General features: G+C 68.8%; 15 protein-coding genes. 9 read left to right on the top strand and 6 right to left on the bottom strand.

Annotation, left to right across the window (positions count from 1 at the left end; translation table 11 throughout):
* Positions 1-64 precede the first annotated feature (64 nt).
* The gene (gene rho, locus AB4Y64_RS05490) at positions 65-1,849 is read right to left on the bottom strand and encodes a transcription termination factor Rho (RefSeq protein WP_441815436.1); all 1,785 of its coding nucleotides are present in this window, start codon (positions 1,847-1,849) and stop codon (positions 65-67) included.
* A gap of 259 nt (positions 1,850-2,108) precedes the next feature.
* On the bottom strand, positions 2,109-2,435 hold the full coding sequence (trxA, locus tag AB4Y64_RS05485) for a thioredoxin TrxA (RefSeq protein ID WP_441815435.1): 327 nt from the start codon (positions 2,433-2,435) through the stop codon (positions 2,109-2,111).
* Between the two features lie 287 nt (positions 2,436-2,722).
* On the opposite strand from trxA, the gene rhlB reads away from it, so the two are divergent.
* The 6 genes from rhlB (at position 2,723) to rpoH (ending at position 8,948) form a co-directional block, all read left to right on the top strand.
* On the top strand, positions 2,723-4,462 hold the full coding sequence (rhlB, locus tag AB4Y64_RS05480; protein ID WP_441815434.1) for an ATP-dependent RNA helicase RhlB: 1,740 nt from the start codon (positions 2,723-2,725) through the stop codon (positions 4,460-4,462).
* A 220-nt stretch (positions 4,463-4,682) separates the two neighbouring features.
* Positions 4,683-5,369: a cell division ATP-binding protein FtsE gene (gene ftsE / locus AB4Y64_RS05475; RefSeq protein WP_441815433.1), complete on the top strand. Its 687-nt coding sequence runs from the start codon at positions 4,683-4,685 to the stop codon at positions 5,367-5,369.
* 74 nt (positions 5,370-5,443) lie between these two features.
* Entirely contained in the window at positions 5,444-6,358 is a 915-nt protein-coding gene (ftsX, locus tag AB4Y64_RS05470) for a permease-like cell division protein FtsX (protein ID WP_441815838.1), read from the top strand.
* Between the two features lie 11 nt (positions 6,359-6,369).
* The gene (locus tag AB4Y64_RS05465) at positions 6,370-7,212 is read left to right on the top strand and encodes a response regulator (protein WP_441815432.1); all 843 of its coding nucleotides are present in this window, start codon (positions 6,370-6,372) and stop codon (positions 7,210-7,212) included.
* A complete protein-coding gene (gene ung, locus AB4Y64_RS05460; RefSeq protein WP_441815431.1) occupies positions 7,209-7,943 on the top strand; it encodes a uracil-DNA glycosylase in 735 nt (244 codons plus the stop codon). The genes AB4Y64_RS05465 and ung overlap by 4 nt, the downstream gene beginning before the upstream one ends.
* Before the next feature lie 114 nt (positions 7,944-8,057).
* Positions 8,058-8,948, top strand: coding sequence for an RNA polymerase sigma factor RpoH (rpoH, locus tag AB4Y64_RS05455; RefSeq protein ID WP_441815430.1), 891 nt, complete (start codon positions 8,058-8,060; stop codon positions 8,946-8,948).
* Positions 8,949-9,038: 90 nt separating this feature from the next.
* Here rpoH and AB4Y64_RS05450 read toward each other — a convergent pair whose 3' ends face one another.
* From AB4Y64_RS05450 to tal, 3 genes are read right to left on the bottom strand one after another with little or no spacing between them, the layout of a single operon-like run.
* Positions 9,039-10,304 (bottom strand): NAD(P)/FAD-dependent oxidoreductase, encoded by a 1,266-nt coding sequence (locus AB4Y64_RS05450; RefSeq protein WP_441815429.1) that lies wholly within the window; start codon positions 10,302-10,304, stop codon positions 9,039-9,041.
* Positions 10,301-11,617 (bottom strand): MFS transporter, encoded by a 1,317-nt coding sequence (locus AB4Y64_RS05445; protein WP_441815428.1) that lies wholly within the window; start codon positions 11,615-11,617, stop codon positions 10,301-10,303. Before AB4Y64_RS05445 ends, AB4Y64_RS05450 begins: the two co-directional genes overlap by 4 nt.
* Before the next feature lie 37 nt (positions 11,618-11,654).
* Entirely contained in the window at positions 11,655-12,605 is a 951-nt protein-coding gene (gene tal, locus AB4Y64_RS05440) for a transaldolase (RefSeq protein WP_441815427.1), read from the bottom strand.
* Between the two features lie 152 nt (positions 12,606-12,757).
* Between tal and AB4Y64_RS05435 the strand changes: the two genes are divergently transcribed.
* Positions 12,758-13,513 (top strand): NYN domain-containing protein, encoded by a 756-nt coding sequence (locus AB4Y64_RS05435; protein WP_441815426.1) that lies wholly within the window; start codon positions 12,758-12,760, stop codon positions 13,511-13,513.
* Between the two features lie 29 nt (positions 13,514-13,542).
* Here AB4Y64_RS05435 and AB4Y64_RS05430 read toward each other — a convergent pair whose 3' ends face one another.
* On the bottom strand, positions 13,543-15,741 hold the full coding sequence (locus AB4Y64_RS05430) for a primosomal protein N' (protein WP_441815425.1): 2,199 nt from the start codon (positions 15,739-15,741) through the stop codon (positions 13,543-13,545).
* A 460-nt stretch (positions 15,742-16,201) separates the two neighbouring features.
* Between AB4Y64_RS05430 and AB4Y64_RS05425 the strand changes: the two genes are divergently transcribed.
* On the top strand, positions 16,202-17,215 hold the full coding sequence (locus tag AB4Y64_RS05425; protein WP_441815424.1) for a sigma factor-like helix-turn-helix DNA-binding protein: 1,014 nt from the start codon (positions 16,202-16,204) through the stop codon (positions 17,213-17,215).
* The gene (locus tag AB4Y64_RS05420; protein ID WP_441815423.1) at positions 17,202-17,840 is read left to right on the top strand and encodes a DUF3106 domain-containing protein; all 639 of its coding nucleotides are present in this window, start codon (positions 17,202-17,204) and stop codon (positions 17,838-17,840) included. Before AB4Y64_RS05425 ends, AB4Y64_RS05420 begins: the two co-directional genes overlap by 14 nt.
* Positions 17,841-17,844 lie beyond the last annotated feature (4 nt).

Below are 17,844 nucleotides of genomic sequence, written 5' to 3'. Positions count from 1 at the left end.
CCGCGGATGCACCAACAAAAACGCCCCGCATCGCGGGGCGTTTTCGTTACGGCGGGCGCCGGACTCAGCGCTTCATCGAACTGAAGAACTCGTCGTTCGACTTGCTCGTCTTCATCTTGTCGAGCAGGAACTCCATCGCGCCGATCTCGTCCATGCCGTGCAGCAGCTTGCGCAGGATCCAGATCTTCTGCAGCAGTTCCGGCTCGATCAGCAGGTCCTCGCGGCGGGTGCCCGAACGGTTGATGTTGATCGCCGGGTAGACGCGCTTCTCGGCGATACGACGGTCCAGGTGCACTTCCGAGTTGCCGGTGCCCTTGAACTCTTCGTAGATCACCTCGTCCATCTTGCTGCCGGTGTCGATCAGCGCGGTGGCGATGATGGTCAGCGAGCCGCCTTCTTCAACGTTGCGCGCGGCACCGAAGAAACGCTTCGGGCGGTGCAGGGCGTTGGCGTCGACACCACCGGTCAGGACCTTGCCCGACGACGGCACGACGTTGTTGTAGGCACGGGCCAGGCGGGTGATCGAGTCGAGCAGGATGACCACGTCGCGCTTGTGTTCGACCAGGCGCTTGGCGCGCTCGATCACCATTTCGGCGACCTGCACGTGGCGCGCGGCCGGCTCGTCGAAGGTCGAGGAGACCACTTCGCCGCGCACGGTGCGCTGCATCTCGGTCACTTCTTCCGGACGCTCGTCCACCAGCAGCACGATCAGGTGCACGTCCGGGTGGTTGTGCGTGATGGCCGTGGCCACCTGCTGCATCATCATCGTCTTGCCGGCCTTGGGCGGCGAGACGATCAGGGCGCGCTGGCCTTTGCCCTGCGGCGCCATCAGATCGAGGATGCGGCCGGTGATGTCCTCGGTCGAACCGTCGCCGCGCTCGAGGCGGAACTTGCGGCGCGGGAACAGCGGCGTCAGGTTCTCGAACAGGACCTTGTTCTTGCTCGCTTCCAGCGGCTCGCCGTTGATCGTGTCGACCACGGCCAGGGCGAAGTAGCGCTCGCCGTCCTTGGGCCAGCGGATGCGGCCCGACAGATGGTCGCCGGTGCGAAGGTTGAAGCGGCGGATCTGGCTGGGCGAGATGTAGGTGTCGTCCGGACCGGCCAGGTAGCTGGCCTCGTGCGAGCGCAGGAAGCCGAAGCCGTCGGGCAGGATCTCCAGCACGCCGTCGGCGGCGACGCCTTCGCCGTGGCGGGTCAGTACCTTGAGCAGGGCGAAGATGACGTCCTGCTTGCGGGCACGGGCGACGCCTTCCTGGATCTGCAAGGTGTCGGCGAGGTCGAGCAGCTTGTTCGCCGGCATCCGCTTGAGGTCGCCCAGCGAGTACTGCGGGAAGCCCTCGGGGACCTGCGGGTGCGGGCGCGGCACGAACTGCTCGCCGTTGCCGCCGTCGTCCTCCATGCCACCCTGGAAGCGGTCGCGCTGGCGGTCACGGCGGTTGCGGAAGCGGTCGCGGCGGTTGTTGCGGCCGCCTTCGTCGCCACCCTGGCCCTGCTGGCCCTGCTGGCCTTGACCACCCTGACCTTGCTGCTGGCCGCCCTGGTTGCGGTGTTGATTCTGGCCCGGGCCCTGGTTCTGACCGCCCTGGCCACGCTGGCCCTGGCCGCCTTCGCCGCCCTGCTGGGGCGGGGCGCCATCGGCACGGGATTCGGCGCGGGATTCAGTGGGAGCGGCGGCCGGAGCGGGCGCGCTGGGAGCCGGGGCAGCCGGCGGCGGAGCTTCCGCACGCGGCGCCGGGGCGCTTTCGGATGGGGTCTGTGTGGCGGCGGCGTTGTCGGCTGCCTTGCTCACACGCGGCTTGCGCACGCGCTTTTCGGCGGTGTCGCCAGCGTCAGGGGTGTTATCGGACAAGCAGGGATTCCTCGCTGAGGCGAGCGCTCGCAGAGGGCGAGCGGGACGTCGGGGACGATTGGTTCAAGAAGGGGTGCGGCGCCGCGACAAGTCACGCGACACGTCTTACGGGAACGCCGGGTAGGACGAAACTAGCACTGCCACAGCGCGGCGGCAAGCGTCCGGACAGGGGGCGTTCACATCGCCGGGGCGGGCCGGCGGAGCTGCGCCCGCAGGGCGGACGCAGCCGGTGGGCTCGTTGCCAGGCCGGGGCCCGGCCTCAGAGCGCCTTGTCGATCATCTGGCTCAGCTGGGCCTTGCCCACCGCGCCGATCTGGGTGGCCTGGACCTGGCCGTTCTTGAACAGCAGCAGCATCGGGATGGAGCGCACGTGGTACTTCATCGCCGTGTTGCGGTTGTGGTCGACATTGACCTTGGCGATCTTGACCTTGCCCTCATAGGTGGCGGCCAGCTCGTCCAGGGCCGGGGCGATCATCTTGCACGGGCCGCACCATTCCGCCCAGAAGTCCACCAGGACCGGTTCGGACGACTGCAGCACGGCGGCATCGAAATCGGCATCGCCGACGTGCAAAATTTTCTCGCTCACGGGGTTCTCCTGCGGGTTGGATCGACGGCCGGGGGGCGGCACGGGCCGCCGGCCCGGCTGGGGCCGGCCCGGAACCGGCGGTGCCGGATCGGGCGTTACGGTAAACTGGGGCGTTTCGCGGCGACTTCAAGCCCGCCGCCGACACCGAACCTAGCCGGCACCCATGAGGAATGACCCTCTCAGGGACCGGCCCCGGCAGTCTGCGATGGCGGACGCCACCCACGCAAGCGCACCGGTGCAAAACTGCATGCTGCAGGTAGCACGGTCCCGCGGACAGACTGAATCTGATGAGCGACAAGCCCCTAACCGATATTTCCTTCTCCACCTTCGACCTGCATCCGAGCCTGCTGGCCGGACTCGAGGCCGCAGGTTTCACCCGCTGCACGCCGATCCAGGCGCTGACGCTGCCACTCGCGCTCAATGGCCGTGACGTTGCCGGCCAGGCCCAGACCGGCACCGGCAAGACGCTGGCGTTCCTGGTCGCGGTGATCAACCGGCTGCTGACGCGTCCGGCCCTGGCCGAACGCAAGCCCGAGGACCCGCGCGCGCTGATCCTGGCGCCGACGCGCGAACTGGCGATCCAGATCCACAAGGACGCGGTCAAGTTCGGCAGCGACCTGGGCCTGAAGTTCGCCCTGGTGTACGGCGGCGTCGACTACGACAAGCAGCGCGAGCTGCTGCAGAAGGGCGCCGACGTCATCATCGCCACCCCCGGCCGCCTGATCGACTACGTCAAGCAGCACAAGGTCGTGTCGCTGCACGCCTGCGAGATCTGCGTGCTCGACGAAGCCGACCGCATGTTCGACCTGGGCTTCATCAAGGACATCCGCTTCCTGCTGCGCCGCATGCCGATCCGCACCGAGCGGCAGACGCTGCTGTTCTCGGCCACGCTCAGCCATCGCGTGCTGGAGCTGGCGTACGAGCACATGAACGAGCCCGAGAAGATCGTCGTCGAGACCGAGTTCATCACGGCCGCGAAGGTCCGCCAGAAGGTCTACTTCCCGGCCGACGAAGAGAAGATCCCGCTGCTGCTGGGCCTGCTGTCGCGCAGTGAAGGCGCGCGCACGATGGTGTTCGTCAACACCAAGGCGTTCGTCGAGCGCGTCGCGCGTTCGCTGGAGCGCGGCGGCTACCGCGTCGGCGTGCTGTCGGGCGACGTGCCGCAGAAGAAGCGCGAGTCGCTGCTCAACAAGTTCCAGAAGGGACAGCTCGAGATCCTGGTCGCCACCGACGTGGCCGCGCGCGGCCTGCACATCGACGGCGTCTCTCATGTCTACAACTACGACCTGCCGTTCGATGCCGAGGACTACGTCCACCGCATCGGCCGCACCGCGCGCCTGGGCGCCGAGGGCGACGCGATCAGCTTCGCCTGCGAGCGCTACGCGATGTCGCTGCCGGACATCGAGGCCTACATCGAGCAGAAGCTGCCGGTGGTGGCGGTTGAACCCGACCTGCTGGTTGCGCTGCCGCGCGCGCCGCGCGAAGTGCCGGCCGGCGAGCCGGGCGAAGAAGAAGAGAGCATTGGCGCCATCTTCAAGGAAGCGCGCGAGCAGCGTGCGGCCGACGAGGAGCGTCGTGGTGGTGGTCGCAGTGGCGGCGGTCGCAGCGGCAGTGGCGCCGGCGGCCCGCGCCGCAGCAGCGGTGGTCGCAGCGATGGTCGCCCTGGCGAGCGCCGTGAAGGCGGCGCGCCGCGTGGCGAGCGCAAGCCGCGCGCGGCCGCAGCCATGGCCGAAGGCGGTGCAGCCGTTGTCGCCGCGCCTGTCGCTGCGGCGGTCACGGCGCCGACCCCGGGCCTGGACGATGCCGAGCGCGCACCGCGCAAGCGCCGTCGCCGTCGCGGTGGCAAGCGCGTGGAGGGCAATGGCGAGGCCACGGCCGCCGTCGCCACGCCGTCGGGCAAGGCCACCCAGGTGCATGCACAGAAGCCGAAGGCCGGTGCCGCGTCCGCCGAGAAGCCGGGCCTGCTCAACCGCATCGGCCGCAGTCTCAAGTCGCTGATCACCCGCGCACCGCGCAGCCAGCACTGAGCCTTGAGCCCCTCTCCCGCGTGCGGGAGAGGGGTTGGGGTGAGGCAGTAGCACGGCGCCGCAAGTGGCGCTCTCATCCGCCCTCCGGGCACCTTCTCCCGCACGCGGGGGAACGGACGCGTCTGTGCCAACCGGATCACCGTCGCGGTTTTCGCCCCGCCGCTGGCCTTCCTTGCCCGCGCCGCCGATACTTGGCGGCATCAGCAAGCACCGGTGAGCGATGAGCGTCCTGCGCTTCGACAATGTCAGCAAGCGATACAGCGGCGGCCACGACGCGCTGAGCGAAGTGAGCTTCGAAGTGGCGCCGGGCGAGATGTTGTTCGTGACCGGCCATTCCGGTGCCGGCAAGAGCACCCTGCTCAAACTCATCCATCTCTCCGAACGGCCCAGCCGCGGCGCGGTGCTGTTCGGCGACCGCAACCTGCTCAAGGTGCGCGGGCGTCGCATCGCCCTGCACCGGCGCGAAGTCGGCGTGGTCTTCCAGGACCATCGCCTGCTCGCCGATCGCAGCGTCGCCGACAACGTCGCCCTGCCGCTGATCCTGCGTGGCCTTCGCCGTGGCGATATCGGCAAGCGCGTGCGCAGCGTGCTCGACAAGGTCGGCCTGGGCGCTCGCGCCGAGGCATTGCCGACGCAGCTGTCGGCCGGTGAGCAGCAGCGTGTCGGTATTGCCCGCGCCATCGTCGGCGAACCGCGCCTGCTGGTCGCCGACGAACCCACCGGCAATCTCGACCCCACCTTGTCGGCGGAGATCATGGCGCTGTTCGAGTCGCTGCCCGAGCGCGGCACCAGCGTGCTGGTCGCCAGCCACGACCTGGCGCTGGTCAAGCGCATGAAGAAGCGCGTGCTCGTACTCAACCAGGGCCGCCTGGTCGATGACATTTCGCCCGAGGACCTGGCCCAGTGAGCGCCACGTCGCCGGAAGCGGCCAAGCCGCAGCCCGCAGCCGCCAAGCCGCGCCCACAGGCGCCGCGTTCGCGCCTGGGTGCCTGGTTCGACCATCATCTCTACAGCCTCGTCGCCAGCCTCGGTCGGATGTTCCACAAGCCCTGGGCGACCGCACTCACCATTGGCGTGATGGCGGTGGCGATCACTCTGCCGCTGGGCCTGTGGGCGGCGCTGGGCAATATCGAACGCTTCACCGGCTCGGTGCAGCAGGCGCGCCAGATCAGCCTGTTCCTCAAGCCCTCGGTTGCGCTCGACCGCGCCCGTGCGCTCGCCGACGAGCTGCGCGGTCGCGCCGATGTCGCCGCGCTCGAACTGCGCACGCCCGAGCAGGGCATGCAGGAACTGCGTGAGCGCAGCGGCCTGGGCGACGCGATATCCGCGGTCGCGTCCGATGAAGGCGAGGGCAATCCGTTGCCGAGCGTGCTGATCGTCAGCCCGAAGGGCGACGAGGCCCAGCTCGCCGCATCGCTCGAGAACCTGCCCGAAGTCGACGTCGTCCAGCACGATGCCGGCTGGCGCCAGCGCCTGGACAGCTGGCTGCGTTTCGGCGTGCGCCTGGCCTGGGTGCTGGGCATGCTGCTGGGCCTGGGCGCGCTGCTGGTGGTCGGCAACACCGTGCGCCTGGACATCCAGTCGCGACGCGAAGAAATCGCCGTGCTGCAACAACTCGGCGCCACCGACGGTTTCATCCGTCGCCCGTTCCTCTATCTCGGCCTGAGCTACGGTCTGGTTGCGGGCCTGATCGCGCTGGCCCTGCTCACCGCGGCCGACCTGGCGCTGCGCGTGCCGCTGGCCGACCTCGCCCGCAGCTACGGCAGCAGCTTCGCGCTGGAGGGTTTCGACCTGGCGCATGCGGGTGCGATTGTTTTCGGGTCCGGCCTGCTCGGCTGGATCGGTGCCGGTTTCGTTACCGGTCATTACCTGCGCCAGACCCGGCCCATTTCGTAAGTGATCCAGGCATGAGTTCCCACGACCTTCGACACCTCGCCAGCACCGCGCCGCGGATCATGGTCGTGGACGGTTCCAAGCTGGTGCGCAAGCTGATCGGCGACGTGCTCACGCGCGAACTCGCCGACGCGGTGGTCGTGCCGTGTGCGGGCATCGCCGAAGCACAGGCGGCGCTGGCCGAAGGCCCGGTCGATCTGGTCACCACATCGCTGTCGCTGCCCGACGGCGACGGCATCGCCCTGGCGCGCGCCGTGCGCGAGTCGGCCGGTCAGGCCTACGTGCCGATCATCGTCGTCTCCGGCGACGCGCAGTCGCACCTGGAATCGCGCAGCTTCACCGAAGATGTCACCGACTATTTCGACAAGGGCCTGGGCCACAGCGCGCTGGCGGCCTTCATCCGCGGCTACGTGCAGCCGCAGCCGATCCCCGGCGCGCGCGTGCTCTACGTCGAGGACAGCAAGGTCGTCGCCCTGGCAACCAAGCGCATGCTCGAACGCGCCGGCCTGAGCGTGCTGCACTTCATCGGTGTCGAAGAAGCGCTGGAGTTCCTCGAGACCCGTCGCGGCCAGGACGACATCGGCGCCGACCTGGTGCTGACCGACGTCTATCTGAAAGGCGCGCTCAGCGGCAACGACCTGCTCGAACGCCTGCGCCACGACTTCGGCCACGGCAAGCGCCGCCTGCCGGTGCTGGTGATGACCGGCGACGCCAATGCCCACAACCAGAGCGCGCTGCTGCGCGCCGGCGCCAACGACCTGGTGCTCAAGCCGATTGAAGAGCGCCTGCTGATCACCAAGACGCTGTTCCAGCTGCGCCTGTCGCGGCTGCCGGAGCAGGCGGCACTGGACGCATGAACGACGGCGGCGAGCGGGCGGACCCGGGCGGCTCGGCCAGGATCCATCTCGAGCCGTCCTGGAAAGAACGGATAGGCGACTACCTGCAGCGTCCCGACATGCAGGCACTGTCGGGTTTCCTGCGCGATCGAAAGGCGGCCGGCGTGAATGTCTACCCGCCCGGTCCGAACATCTTCGCCGCCTTCGATGCGACCCCGTTTGATGACGTCAAGGTCGTCATCCTCGGCCAGGACCCGTATCACGGCCACGGCCAGGCCCACGGACTGTGCTTCTCGGTGTTGCCCGGCGTGCCGGTGCCGCCGTCGCTGCTCAACATCTTCAAGGAGATCGAACGTGACCTCGGCGTGGCCAGGCCCGACCACGGCTGCCTGCTGCCGTGGGCCCGCCGCGGCGTGCTCCTGCTCAATGCCGTCCTGACCGTCGAGGAGGGACGCGCCGGCGCGCACCAGGGCAAGGGCTGGGAAGGCTTCACCGACCACGTGGTCGACACGCTCAACCGCGAGCGCGAGGGCCTCGTGTTCCTGCTCTGGGGCAGCTACGCCCAGGCCAAGGGCAAGGTCATCGATTCGCGCCGCCACAGGGTCCTGCGTGCGCCCCATCCCTCGCCGCTGTCGGCCCATCGGGGTTTCCTCGGCAGTGGCCATTTTTCGGCGACCAACGAGTACCTGCAGCGCCGCGGCCAGGCCGGAATAGACTGGTCATTGCCGCCCCGGGCTGCCTTGGCTGTCTGACTGCGTCTGTGGCGCAATCCCCAACCTGAACAGTTCCATTGTTCTGCCACCGCAACAGTGCGGAACTTCCAGGGCCTTTAGCAGTCCTACAATCCGACTGCTAAGATGCCTGCCATGACCACGAACAGCCTTACAAACAGCGGCCTGTCCACTGCGCTGGTCGCCAACAACATCCCCGTGCCGAGCGCGCTGGGCTCGCTGGACGCCTACGTCAACGCGGTGCACCGCATCCCGGTGCTGACCGTCGAGGACGAGCAGGCGCTGGCCCGCCGTTTCCGCGAAGGCGAAGACCTCGACGCCGCCCGTGAGCTGGTGCACTCGCACCTGCGCTTCGTCGTGCACGTCGCCCGTGGCTACAACGGCTACGGCCTGCAGATCGGCGACCTGATCCAGGAAGGCAACATCGGCCTGATGAAGGCCGTGAAGCGTTTCGACCCCGATCAGGGCGTGCGCCTGGTGTCGTTCGCCGTGCATTGGATCCGTGCCGAGATGCACGAGTTCATCCTCAAGAACTGGCGCATCGTCAAGGTCGCCACGACCAAGGCGCAGCGCAAGCTGTTCTTCAACCTGCGCAAGTCCAAGACCCGCCTGGGCTGGATGAACGCCGAGGAAGTCCGTGCCGTGGCGCGCGACCTCAACGTCTCCGAGCGCGAAGTGCTGGAGATGGAGTCGCGTCTGTCGGGCCGTGACATCGGCTTCGACGCGCCGGACGAGGACGACGATGGCGCCCCGCCGTCGCCGGTGGCCTACCTGCGCGCCGATGGCGAGGATCCCTCGCAGACCTACGAGCGCGAAGACGAGGAAGACGGTCACCTGGCGCTGCTGCGCGAAGGCCTGCAGGAACTCGATGCGCGTTCGCGCGACATCATCAAGCGCCGCTGGCTCGACGACGAAAGCAAGATCACGCTGCAGGAACTGGCCGACGAGTACGGCGTCAGCGCCGAACGCATCCGCCAGATCGAAGCCAACGCGCTCAAGAAGATGCGCGCGCTGTTCGCGGCGTAAGCGTCAGCGGCATGCAATGCAGAACGGCCCGGGAAACCGGGCCGTTTTCGTTAGCAAAATGGATCCCGGCGTTCGCCGGGATGACGGAGCTCAGGGCGCCGGCTTGTCCTGCCCCAGGATGATCCGCGCGTGCCGCTGGTAGCTCCAGTACGCCCACGCCCAGTTGATCAGCACGATGATCCGGTTGCGGAAGCCGATGAGGAAGAACACGTGCGCCGCCAGCCAGAACCACCACGCCAGCAACCCTGACAGCTTGAAGCCATGCAGGTCGACGACCGCGGCCATGCGCCCGATCGTCGCGAGGTTGCCGAAATCGCGATAGCGGAACGCCGGTGCCGGCTTGCCCGAGAGCCGCGCGCGGATCGCCGCGGCGACGTGCGCACCCATCTGCTTCGCCGCCGGGGCCACGCCGGGCACCGGCTTGCCGTCCTGCACCACGCTGGCCAGGTCGCCGGCGACGAAGATCTCCGGATGGCCCGGCACGCTCAGGTCGGCCGCAACCGGCACGCGCCCGGCACGATCGAGCTCCACGCCAAGCAACGCCCCCAACGGTGATGCCGCAACGCCTGCGGCCCACAACACCGTGCGTGCGGGAACGAACTGCTCGCCCAATGTGTATCCACGCGCATCGATGCGGCTGACCGGCGTACCCGTCACCACCTCGACGCCGAGCTTCTCCAGCTGGCGCCGCGCCTTGTCGGACAGCGACTCGGGAAACGACGCCAGCACCCGTGGCCCGGCTTCCACCAGCCGGACGCGCGCATGCGAAGGATCGATGTTGCGGAACTCGCGCTTGAGCGTGTGCCGCGCGATCTCTGCGAGCGTGCCGGCCAGTTCGACACCGGTCGGGCCGCCGCCGACGACGGCGAAGCTCAGCCACGCCGAACGCTCCTCCGGGTCCTCGCACGCCTCTGCGCGCTCGAACGCCAGCAGCAGTCGCCGACGAATCGCCAGCGCGTCATCGAGCGTCTTCAGCCCCGGCGCATCCTTGCTCCATTCGTCGTGGCCGAAGTACGCGTGGGTGGCGCCGCTGGCCAGCAGCAGGCAGTCGTAGTCCAGTCGTTCGCCATCGGCAAGCGTCACCGCGCGCACCTTCGTATCGATGCCGGTGACCTCGCCCAGGCGCACCTCGACATTGCGCTGGTTGCGCAGGATGTGGCGCAGCGGCGCGGCGATGTCGGGCGACGACAGGCCGGCCGTGGCGACCTGGTAGAGCAGGGGCTGGAACAGATGATGGTTGCGGCGGTCGATCAGGGTGATGTCGACGTCGTCGCCCGCCAACGCACGCGTGGTCCACAGGCCACCGAAGCCGCCACCGACGACGACAACGCGGGGGCGTGCAGGAATCGAACTCATGCTTTGGCTGCTCCATGTTGCGCATCCACGTCTTCGTGGTCGCGATCAATGCGCGAGTGATGCTTGGTATCGCGCATGAACACATACACCAGCAGCGACACCGCCACGCAGGCCGTCACGTACCAGTAGAAGTACGACTCATGGCCGATCTGCTTGAACCACAGCGCAAGGTACTCGGCGGTGCCGCCGAACAGCGACACCGTCAGCGCATACGGCAGTCCGACCCCGAGCGCGCGAATGTGCGCGGGGAACAACTCGGCTTTCACCACCGCATTGATCGAGGTGTAGCCGCTGACGATGACCAGCCCGGTCATGACCCAGGCGAACGCGCTCCACACGCTGCCTGCCCCGGCGATGCCGCTGAGGATCGTATACGTGCACAGCGTGCCGAGCACGCCGAACGCGATCAGGATCGGACGCCGGCCGATGCGGTCCGACAGGGCGCCGACCAGCGGCTGCAGCAGCATGAACACCAGCAGCGATGCCGCCGACACCAGCGTCGCATCGGCCTTGCTGAAGCCGCCGGTGTTGACCAGGAACTTCTGCGGATACGTGGTGAAGGTATAGAACGAGAGCGTCCCGCCCATCGTCAGGCCGACGACAGTCAGCACCTCACGCGGATGCTGCAGCAATACGCGCAGGCTGCCACGCTGATTGTGATCCTGGCTTCTGGCGATGGCAAACGATTCGGTTTCCTGCATGCCGCGGCGCAGGTACAGCGCAGTCACCGCGCACAGCGCACCGACCACGAATGGGATCCGCCAGCCCCAGTCCTGCAGCTGCTCCTCGGTCAAGAGCAGGCGCTGCAGCAACACCAGCAATCCCAGCGCCAGCAGCTGCCCCATCACCAGCGTCACGTACTGGAAGCTCGACCAGAATCCGCGCCGACGCGCATCGGCCATCTCGCTGAGATAGGTCGCCGACGTGCCGTACTCGCCGCCAACGCTCAGGCCCTGCAGCAACCGCGCGAACACCAGCAGCGCCGGCGCGGCGATGCCGATGCGCTCATGGCCCGGCGCCACCGCGATCAGCAGCGAGCCGGCGCACATCAGCAGCACCGACAGCATCAGCGCCGCCTTGCGGCCGTGGCGGTCGGCATACAGTCCCATCAGCCAGCCGCCGACGGGACGCATCAGGAAGCCGACCGCGAACACCGCCGCGGTGTCGAGCAACTGCGCGGTGGTGTCGCCCTTGGGGAAGAAATGCGGCGCGAAGTAGATGGCGAACGCGGAGTAGGCGTACCAGTCGTACCACTCCACCAGGTTGCCGACCGAACCGCTGAAGATGCTGCGCAGGCGGTGGGCGGGAGTCATCCGGGTCGTCGCATCCATGCGCACAGTTTGCCCGAACTCAGCCCAGTCGCTGCGCCAGCAAGGCCTCGAGCTTGCGCTGGTCGGCTGCGAAGCGGCGGATGCCGTCGGCCAGCTTGTCGTTCGCCATCGCGTCCTCGTTGTGCTGCCAGCGGAATGCCGCTTCGTCGAGCGCCGCCGGTGCCGGAGCACGGTCGCCGGTGTCGTTGAGCGCGCGCGGCACGCCGCCTTCGCTTGCGGCCAGTTCGGCCAGCAGTTCTGGCGAGATGGTCAGGCGGTCGCAGCCGGCCAGCGCCAGCACCTGCCCGGTGTTGCGGAAGCTCGCGCCCATCACCACGGTGTTGAAGCCGTGGCGCTTGTAGTGGTGCCAGATGCGCGTGACCGACTGCACGCCCGGGTCATCCTGCGGCGTCGCCGGCTTCTCCGCGCCGTTGGCCAGGTGCCAGTCGAGGATGCGACCGACGAAGGGCGAGATCAGGAACACGCCGGCCTCGGCGCAGGCGACGGCCTGGGCGAACGAGAACAGCAGCGTGAGGTTGCAGTTGATGCCTTCGCGCTCCAGCTGCTCGGCGGCGCGGATGCCTTCCCAGGTCGACGCGGTCTTGATCAGCAGCCGCTCGCGACCGATGCCGGCCTTCTCGTACAGCGCGACCAGCTTGCGTGCCTTGGCCAGCGTGGCTTCGGTGTCGAAGCTCAGGCGCGCGTCGACTTCGGTCGAGACGCGGCCCGGGATCAACTTGAGGATCTCGGTGCCGATGGTGACTGCCAGCACGTCGGAGGCATCGGCGATGCGCTCGGCCAGGTCGGAACCGCGCGCCTGCGCCAGGGCTGCATCGATCAGCGGCGAATAGGCCGGGATGGAGGCAGCCTTGAGCAGCAGCGACGGGTTGGTGGTGGCGTCGAGCGGATGGAAGCGGGCGATCGCTTCGATGTCGCCGGTATCGGCGACGACGGCGGACAGGCTGCGCAGTTGTTCGAGCTGGCTGGTCACGATCTGGGGGGTCCTGGCGTCGATGGGTCGAGTGTTGGGGGCATTGTCCCCGATTAAATCATGGTAGCGCTAACATTCACCGCACGGTCCAACGTAATGCCGTCGCCTCCGCCCTGGGTTAGGCTCGGCGCGACCCCGCCTGGAAGCGTGTCATGGCCGAACCGCAACGCCGAATCGCCCTGCTGGTCGACGCCGACAACGCCCCGGCCGCCAAGATCGACGTGATCCTGGCCGAGGTCGCGCGCCACGGCGTCGCCAATGTCCGCCGCGCCTACGGCAACTGGAAAAGCCCGCACCTCAAGAGCTGGGAAGCGACGCTGCACGAATACGCGATCCGCCCGATCCAGCAGTTCGCCTACAGCAGCGGCAAGAACGCATCGGACATGGCGATGGTGATCGACGCCATGGACCTGCTGTACGCGCGCAACCTCGACGGCTTCGCGATCGTCTCCAGCGATGCCGACTTCACCCCGCTGGTGATGCGGCTGCTGACCGACGGGGTGAAGGTCTATGGCTTTGGCGAGAAGAAGACGCCGCTGCCGTTCGTCAATGCGTGCTCCAAGTTCACCTACCTCGAAGCCCTCGTCGAGCCCAGCACCGAAGCCACGGCGGTGGCGACAAAGCCGCGCACGGCCAAGGAACTTCGCGACGACACCCGCCTGCTGCAGATGCTGCGCAGCGCGGTCGAGTCGGCCAGCGGCGACGACGGCTGGGCGCACCTGGGCCAGGTGGGCCACCAGATCAGCAACCAGGCCTCGTTCGATTCGCGCAATTACGGTTTCCGCAAACTCAGCGACCTGATCGAAGCGACCGGCCTGTTCGACGTCAACCGCGAGAACCAGATCCTGTGGATCCGGCCGAAGCAGCGGGCGAAATCGAAGGCGGCGGAGAAAGGCGCCGGCGCATAGGCGGCACTCAAGCCGCGCTCAAGTAGCGGTCAATAGAGATCGACCGGGTCGACGTCGAGCGACCAGCGCACTTTGCGCGCGTCGGGCAGGGCATGGATCGCCGGCATCGCGGCATCGAGCGCCATGTGCAGCGTGCGACGGTCCTGCGCCGACAGCAGCAGCTGCGCGCGCTGGTAGCCGGCGCGGCGTGGCATCGGCGCCGGCAGCGGGCCGTGCAGGTCGAGTGCGGCGCCGGTGTCGTGCAATGCCGCGCGCGCGGAACGCAGGAAGTTCTCGCAGGCCTCGGTGTGCCTGGCTTCGGCGCGAATCATCGCCATGTGCGCGAACGGCGGGAAACCCGCGGCCTCGCGCTGCGCCAGTTCTTCCTCGGCGAAGGCGGCGTAACCACCGGTCAGCAGTGTCGCCAGCAGCGGATGGCCGGGATGGTGCGTCTGCAGCAGCACTTCACCGCGTCGCTCGGCGCGACCGGCGCGACCGGCGACCTGGATCAGCAACTGCGCCAGTTTCTCAGGAGCGCGGAAGTCGGCCGAGAACAGGCCTTCGTCGATGCCGACCACGGCCACCAGGGTCAGCTGCGGCAGGTCGTGGCCCTTGGCCAGCATCTGCGTGCCGACGAGGATGCCGCGCCGGGTGCCGAAGCGCGCCAGGTGCTGTTCCAGTGCATCGCGATGCTGGGTGGTGCCGCGATCGATGCGCAACACCGGGACATCCGGGAAGCGGGCGGCGAGGGCTTCCTCGATGCGTTCGGTGCCTGCGCCCTGCGCCTGCAGCGCCAGCCCGCCGCAATCCGGGCAGGCATTGGGCACGGGCCGGCGCGCACCGCAGTGATGGCATTGCAGGCGACGACCTCCTGCATGGACCGTCATCGGCGTGCCTGTCGTCTCGGTGCTGCAACGCTGGCATTGCGCGCTCCAGCCACAGTCATGGCACAGCAGCACCGGCGCATAGCCGCGGCGGTTCTTGAACACCAGCACCTGGCCGTCGGCGCCGAGCGCGCGGCCGATCGTGTCGAGCAGTTCCTGCGACAGGCCCGCTTCGAGCGGGCGCTTGCGCACGTCGCACACGCGCACCGTCGGCGGCTGTGCATCGCCGGCGCGCTCGCGCAGGCGCAGGTGGGTGTAGCGGCCGAGCTGGGCGTTGCGCAGCGTCTCCAGCGACGGCGTCGCGCTGCCGAGCAATACCGGGATGCCCAGTGTCTTGCCGCGCACCAGGGCAAAGTCGCGGGCGTGGTAACGAATGCCGTCGAGCTGCTTGAAGCTGCCGTCGTGTTCTTCGTCGATCACGATCAGGCCGGCCTCGGGCATGGGCAGGAACACCGCCGAGCGCGTGCCCACCACCACCCGCGCCTCGCCACGGGCGAACGCCGCCCAGGTGCGGGCGCGCTCGCCGTCGCCCAGGCCCGAATGCAGGGCGTGGACCGGGACGCCGAGGCGGGCCCGGAAACGCGCCAGGGTCTGCGGCGTCAGTCCGATCTCGGGCACCAGCACCAACGCCTGGCGACCGCGCGCCAGGCAGTCGGCGATGGCATGGAGGTAGACCTCGGTCTTGCCGCTGCCGGTGACGCCGTCCAGCAGCAACGCGGCGAAGCCGTCGCGGGCCGCCAGCACGGCGTCCACGGCGGCCTGCTGCTCGCCGTTGAGGGTGGGCCCGGGGCGCGGCGCCGGTGCCCGTGGCGTCACCGGCACGGCGATGCGCTCGGCCAGGCCGCGCTTGGCCAGGGCGCGGGCGGCGCTGCGCCAGCCGTCGAGGTCGTCGTCGAGGCTGTCCTCGTCGCAGGCGCCCGCCTGGAGCCGGTCGGCCAGGCGGCGCGGCTTACCGGCACGCAGGCGTTCGCGCCCGGTCTGCCCGGCCTCGGTCAGTTGCCAGGCCCAGGCATGGGTGTCGGCCAGGGGCTCGCCACGGCGCAGGGTGGCCGGCAGGGCAGTCGCCAGCACCTCGCCCAGGGGGGCATGGGTGTAGCGCGCGAGCCAGCGCAGCGAATCGAGCAGCTCGCCGTGGAACACCGGTTCCGGATCGAGCCGCGCCAGGGCGTGCTTGAGCTGGGGAGCGTCCTCGCCGGCGTTGCCGACTTCGGCCACCACCCCGACCAGTTCGCGACTCCCGAACGGCACCCGCACCCGGCTGCCGACATCGCCCGCCCGCGCCGCCTCGCCTTCAGGCGGGAGGTAGTCGAACAGGCGCGGCAATGGCAGTGGCAGGGCCAGTCGCCAGACCGGCGAATCAGGCATCGAGGCATCGGGCATCGGCGCAGTCTACCGAGGCGCGCGAGGGACGGCCCGACTGCTGAAAGTTGCAGGGCATTGCTCCGCGCTATGTGACATAAGTCACGCAAGTGTCGGATGTAAAAGGCAATTAACCTTTATCCACATCGCCTGTGGATAAATCTGTGCATGGTGTGTCGGCAGATTGGTCCGGCTACACAAAAACAGGCCTTGCGGCCACGTTGGTGAAAAAATCGCCATCGCGGTTATTGTCTTTTGAATCAACAGGTTGACTGTGAAACATCGCTGTCATGGGACGCCGGGGCGGGGTCTGGCGTCCGGTCGTGACGATTCCATTACTGCTGTGCACAACCGCTTTTCGGGTGCGGGCCGCGTCCTGCTTCGCGGAGCACGAGTTAGCGCGTTGTCAAGCGGTTTTGTGGCATGACGGCATCGCTATGATGCGGGGCATGGCGATGCAGTCCCGATGAGCGTTTCTTCCCCCTCCCCCCACTCCGCTCCGCCCCCCGCGCTGTCCGCGTTCGTGCGCGGCGTCGAGCGTCGTGGCGCGGTCCTGGCCGAACTCCAGGCCGGCGATGCCGTCCTCGGCGACGCTGCCCTGGCGGCGGCCATGGCGCAGTTCCGCGTCGAGGCCGAATCGGTGCCCATGGCGGCGTGGCCGGCCCGGTTCTGGGCGCTGTTACTAAGCCAGCCGCAGCTGCGCAATCGCACCGCGGTGGCCTTGCCGATCGATGTCACCGACCGCCTCGGCGAGCTCGGCAGCGGGCCGCGCGCGGCCCTGCTGCTGCGAGTGGCCGCGGGCCTGTCGGAAGAGGAGGGCGCGGCCGTGCTGGGCGTATCCCAGCCGAGCTTCCGCCTGGCCCTGCAGCGGGCCCTGCCGCACCACGAGGACGGCCGGGCCGACCCCGAGGCCTGGCAGCGGCTGCGCGAGCAGATCCACCGCCGGATCAAGACCCTGCCGGCCGACCGGCTGGTGCGGCTCAGCGGTGCCCGCGAGGCCGCCATGCGCGGTGTCACCGGTCCGACCGCGACATCGGCCGGCAGCCCGGCAACGCCGCGCCGCCCGCGCTGGCTGCTGCCGCTGCTGTGGTCGCTGTTCGCGCTGTGTGCGCTGGCCCTGGCCGCCAGCTTCATCTGGCCCGGCTCGCTGACCCCATGGCAACGCGCGCTGGGGCTGGAGCCCGGGGTGAAGCGGGTTCGCGTGGAGGCACTGCCGGAAGGCGATGCGCCGGCCTCGCGCTACTCCGCCGAGACCGCCCTGGTCGCCCATCGCGACTTCGAACTCCTCGCCGACCCGCAGGGCCAGGCCGACGCGCGCGACCTGGAGTTCCACAGCTGGTTCGCTGCGCAACAGGCAGCCGGCGTGACCGAGCCGACGCCGCCCACGGACGTGCCGCCGGCGGATTCGGTTGCACCGACCCCGGCCGATGCCGCCACGAGCCCCGAAACCGACACGGAGACCTCCGATGCGCCGACGTGAAGGTCGTCTGCCTGGCCTGCTGGCGCTGTCGCTGGCGCTGGTGATCGCCTCGGCGTGGTCGGCACCGTCCGAGCTGCTCGACGTGATGGCCCGCCTGCCGCCCGCCGCGCATGCGCAACTGCAGCGGCAATGGCAGCAGTGGAGTGGCTGGTCACCGCAACAACGCGGCGACTTCAGGCAACGCGCCAAGGACTGGGATGCGTTGCCTCGCGCCGAACGCGATGCCCGTCGCGAGCGCTACCAGGCGTGGCGTGCATTGCCGGCGAGCGAGCAGGTCAGCATCCAGGCCGCCACGACGCAGCTGGCGGCGATGCCGTCCGAACGGCAGCAGGCCTGGCGCGCGCAGTTCGATGCGCTCGATCGCAGTGAACGCCGTGGCTGGCTGCTGGGGCCGTCGCTGGGAGTCGACTACGCGATGCTGCAACCGCTGCTGGCGCAGGTGCCGGCAGCGGAGCACGCCGCGCTGATGCAGGCGTTGCGGACGATGTCACCGCAACAGCGCATCGACCTGGGCGTGCTGGCGCAGCGCACGCCTCCGACCAGGCGCGATGAACTGCGCCGCGGTCTGCTGGCTGCCGGCCCGCAAGGGCGCGGCGACTGGCTCTGGCAGCAGATGCAGCACTGAGGGC

This window comes from Lysobacter sp. TAF61 (assembly GCF_052113485.1).
In the GTDB taxonomy this organism is placed as follows: Bacteria; Pseudomonadota; Gammaproteobacteria; order Xanthomonadales; family Xanthomonadaceae; genus Lysobacter_J.
Note: the sequence above shows the minus strand (reverse complement) of the source record. Positions and strands in the feature narration are given on the sequence as shown.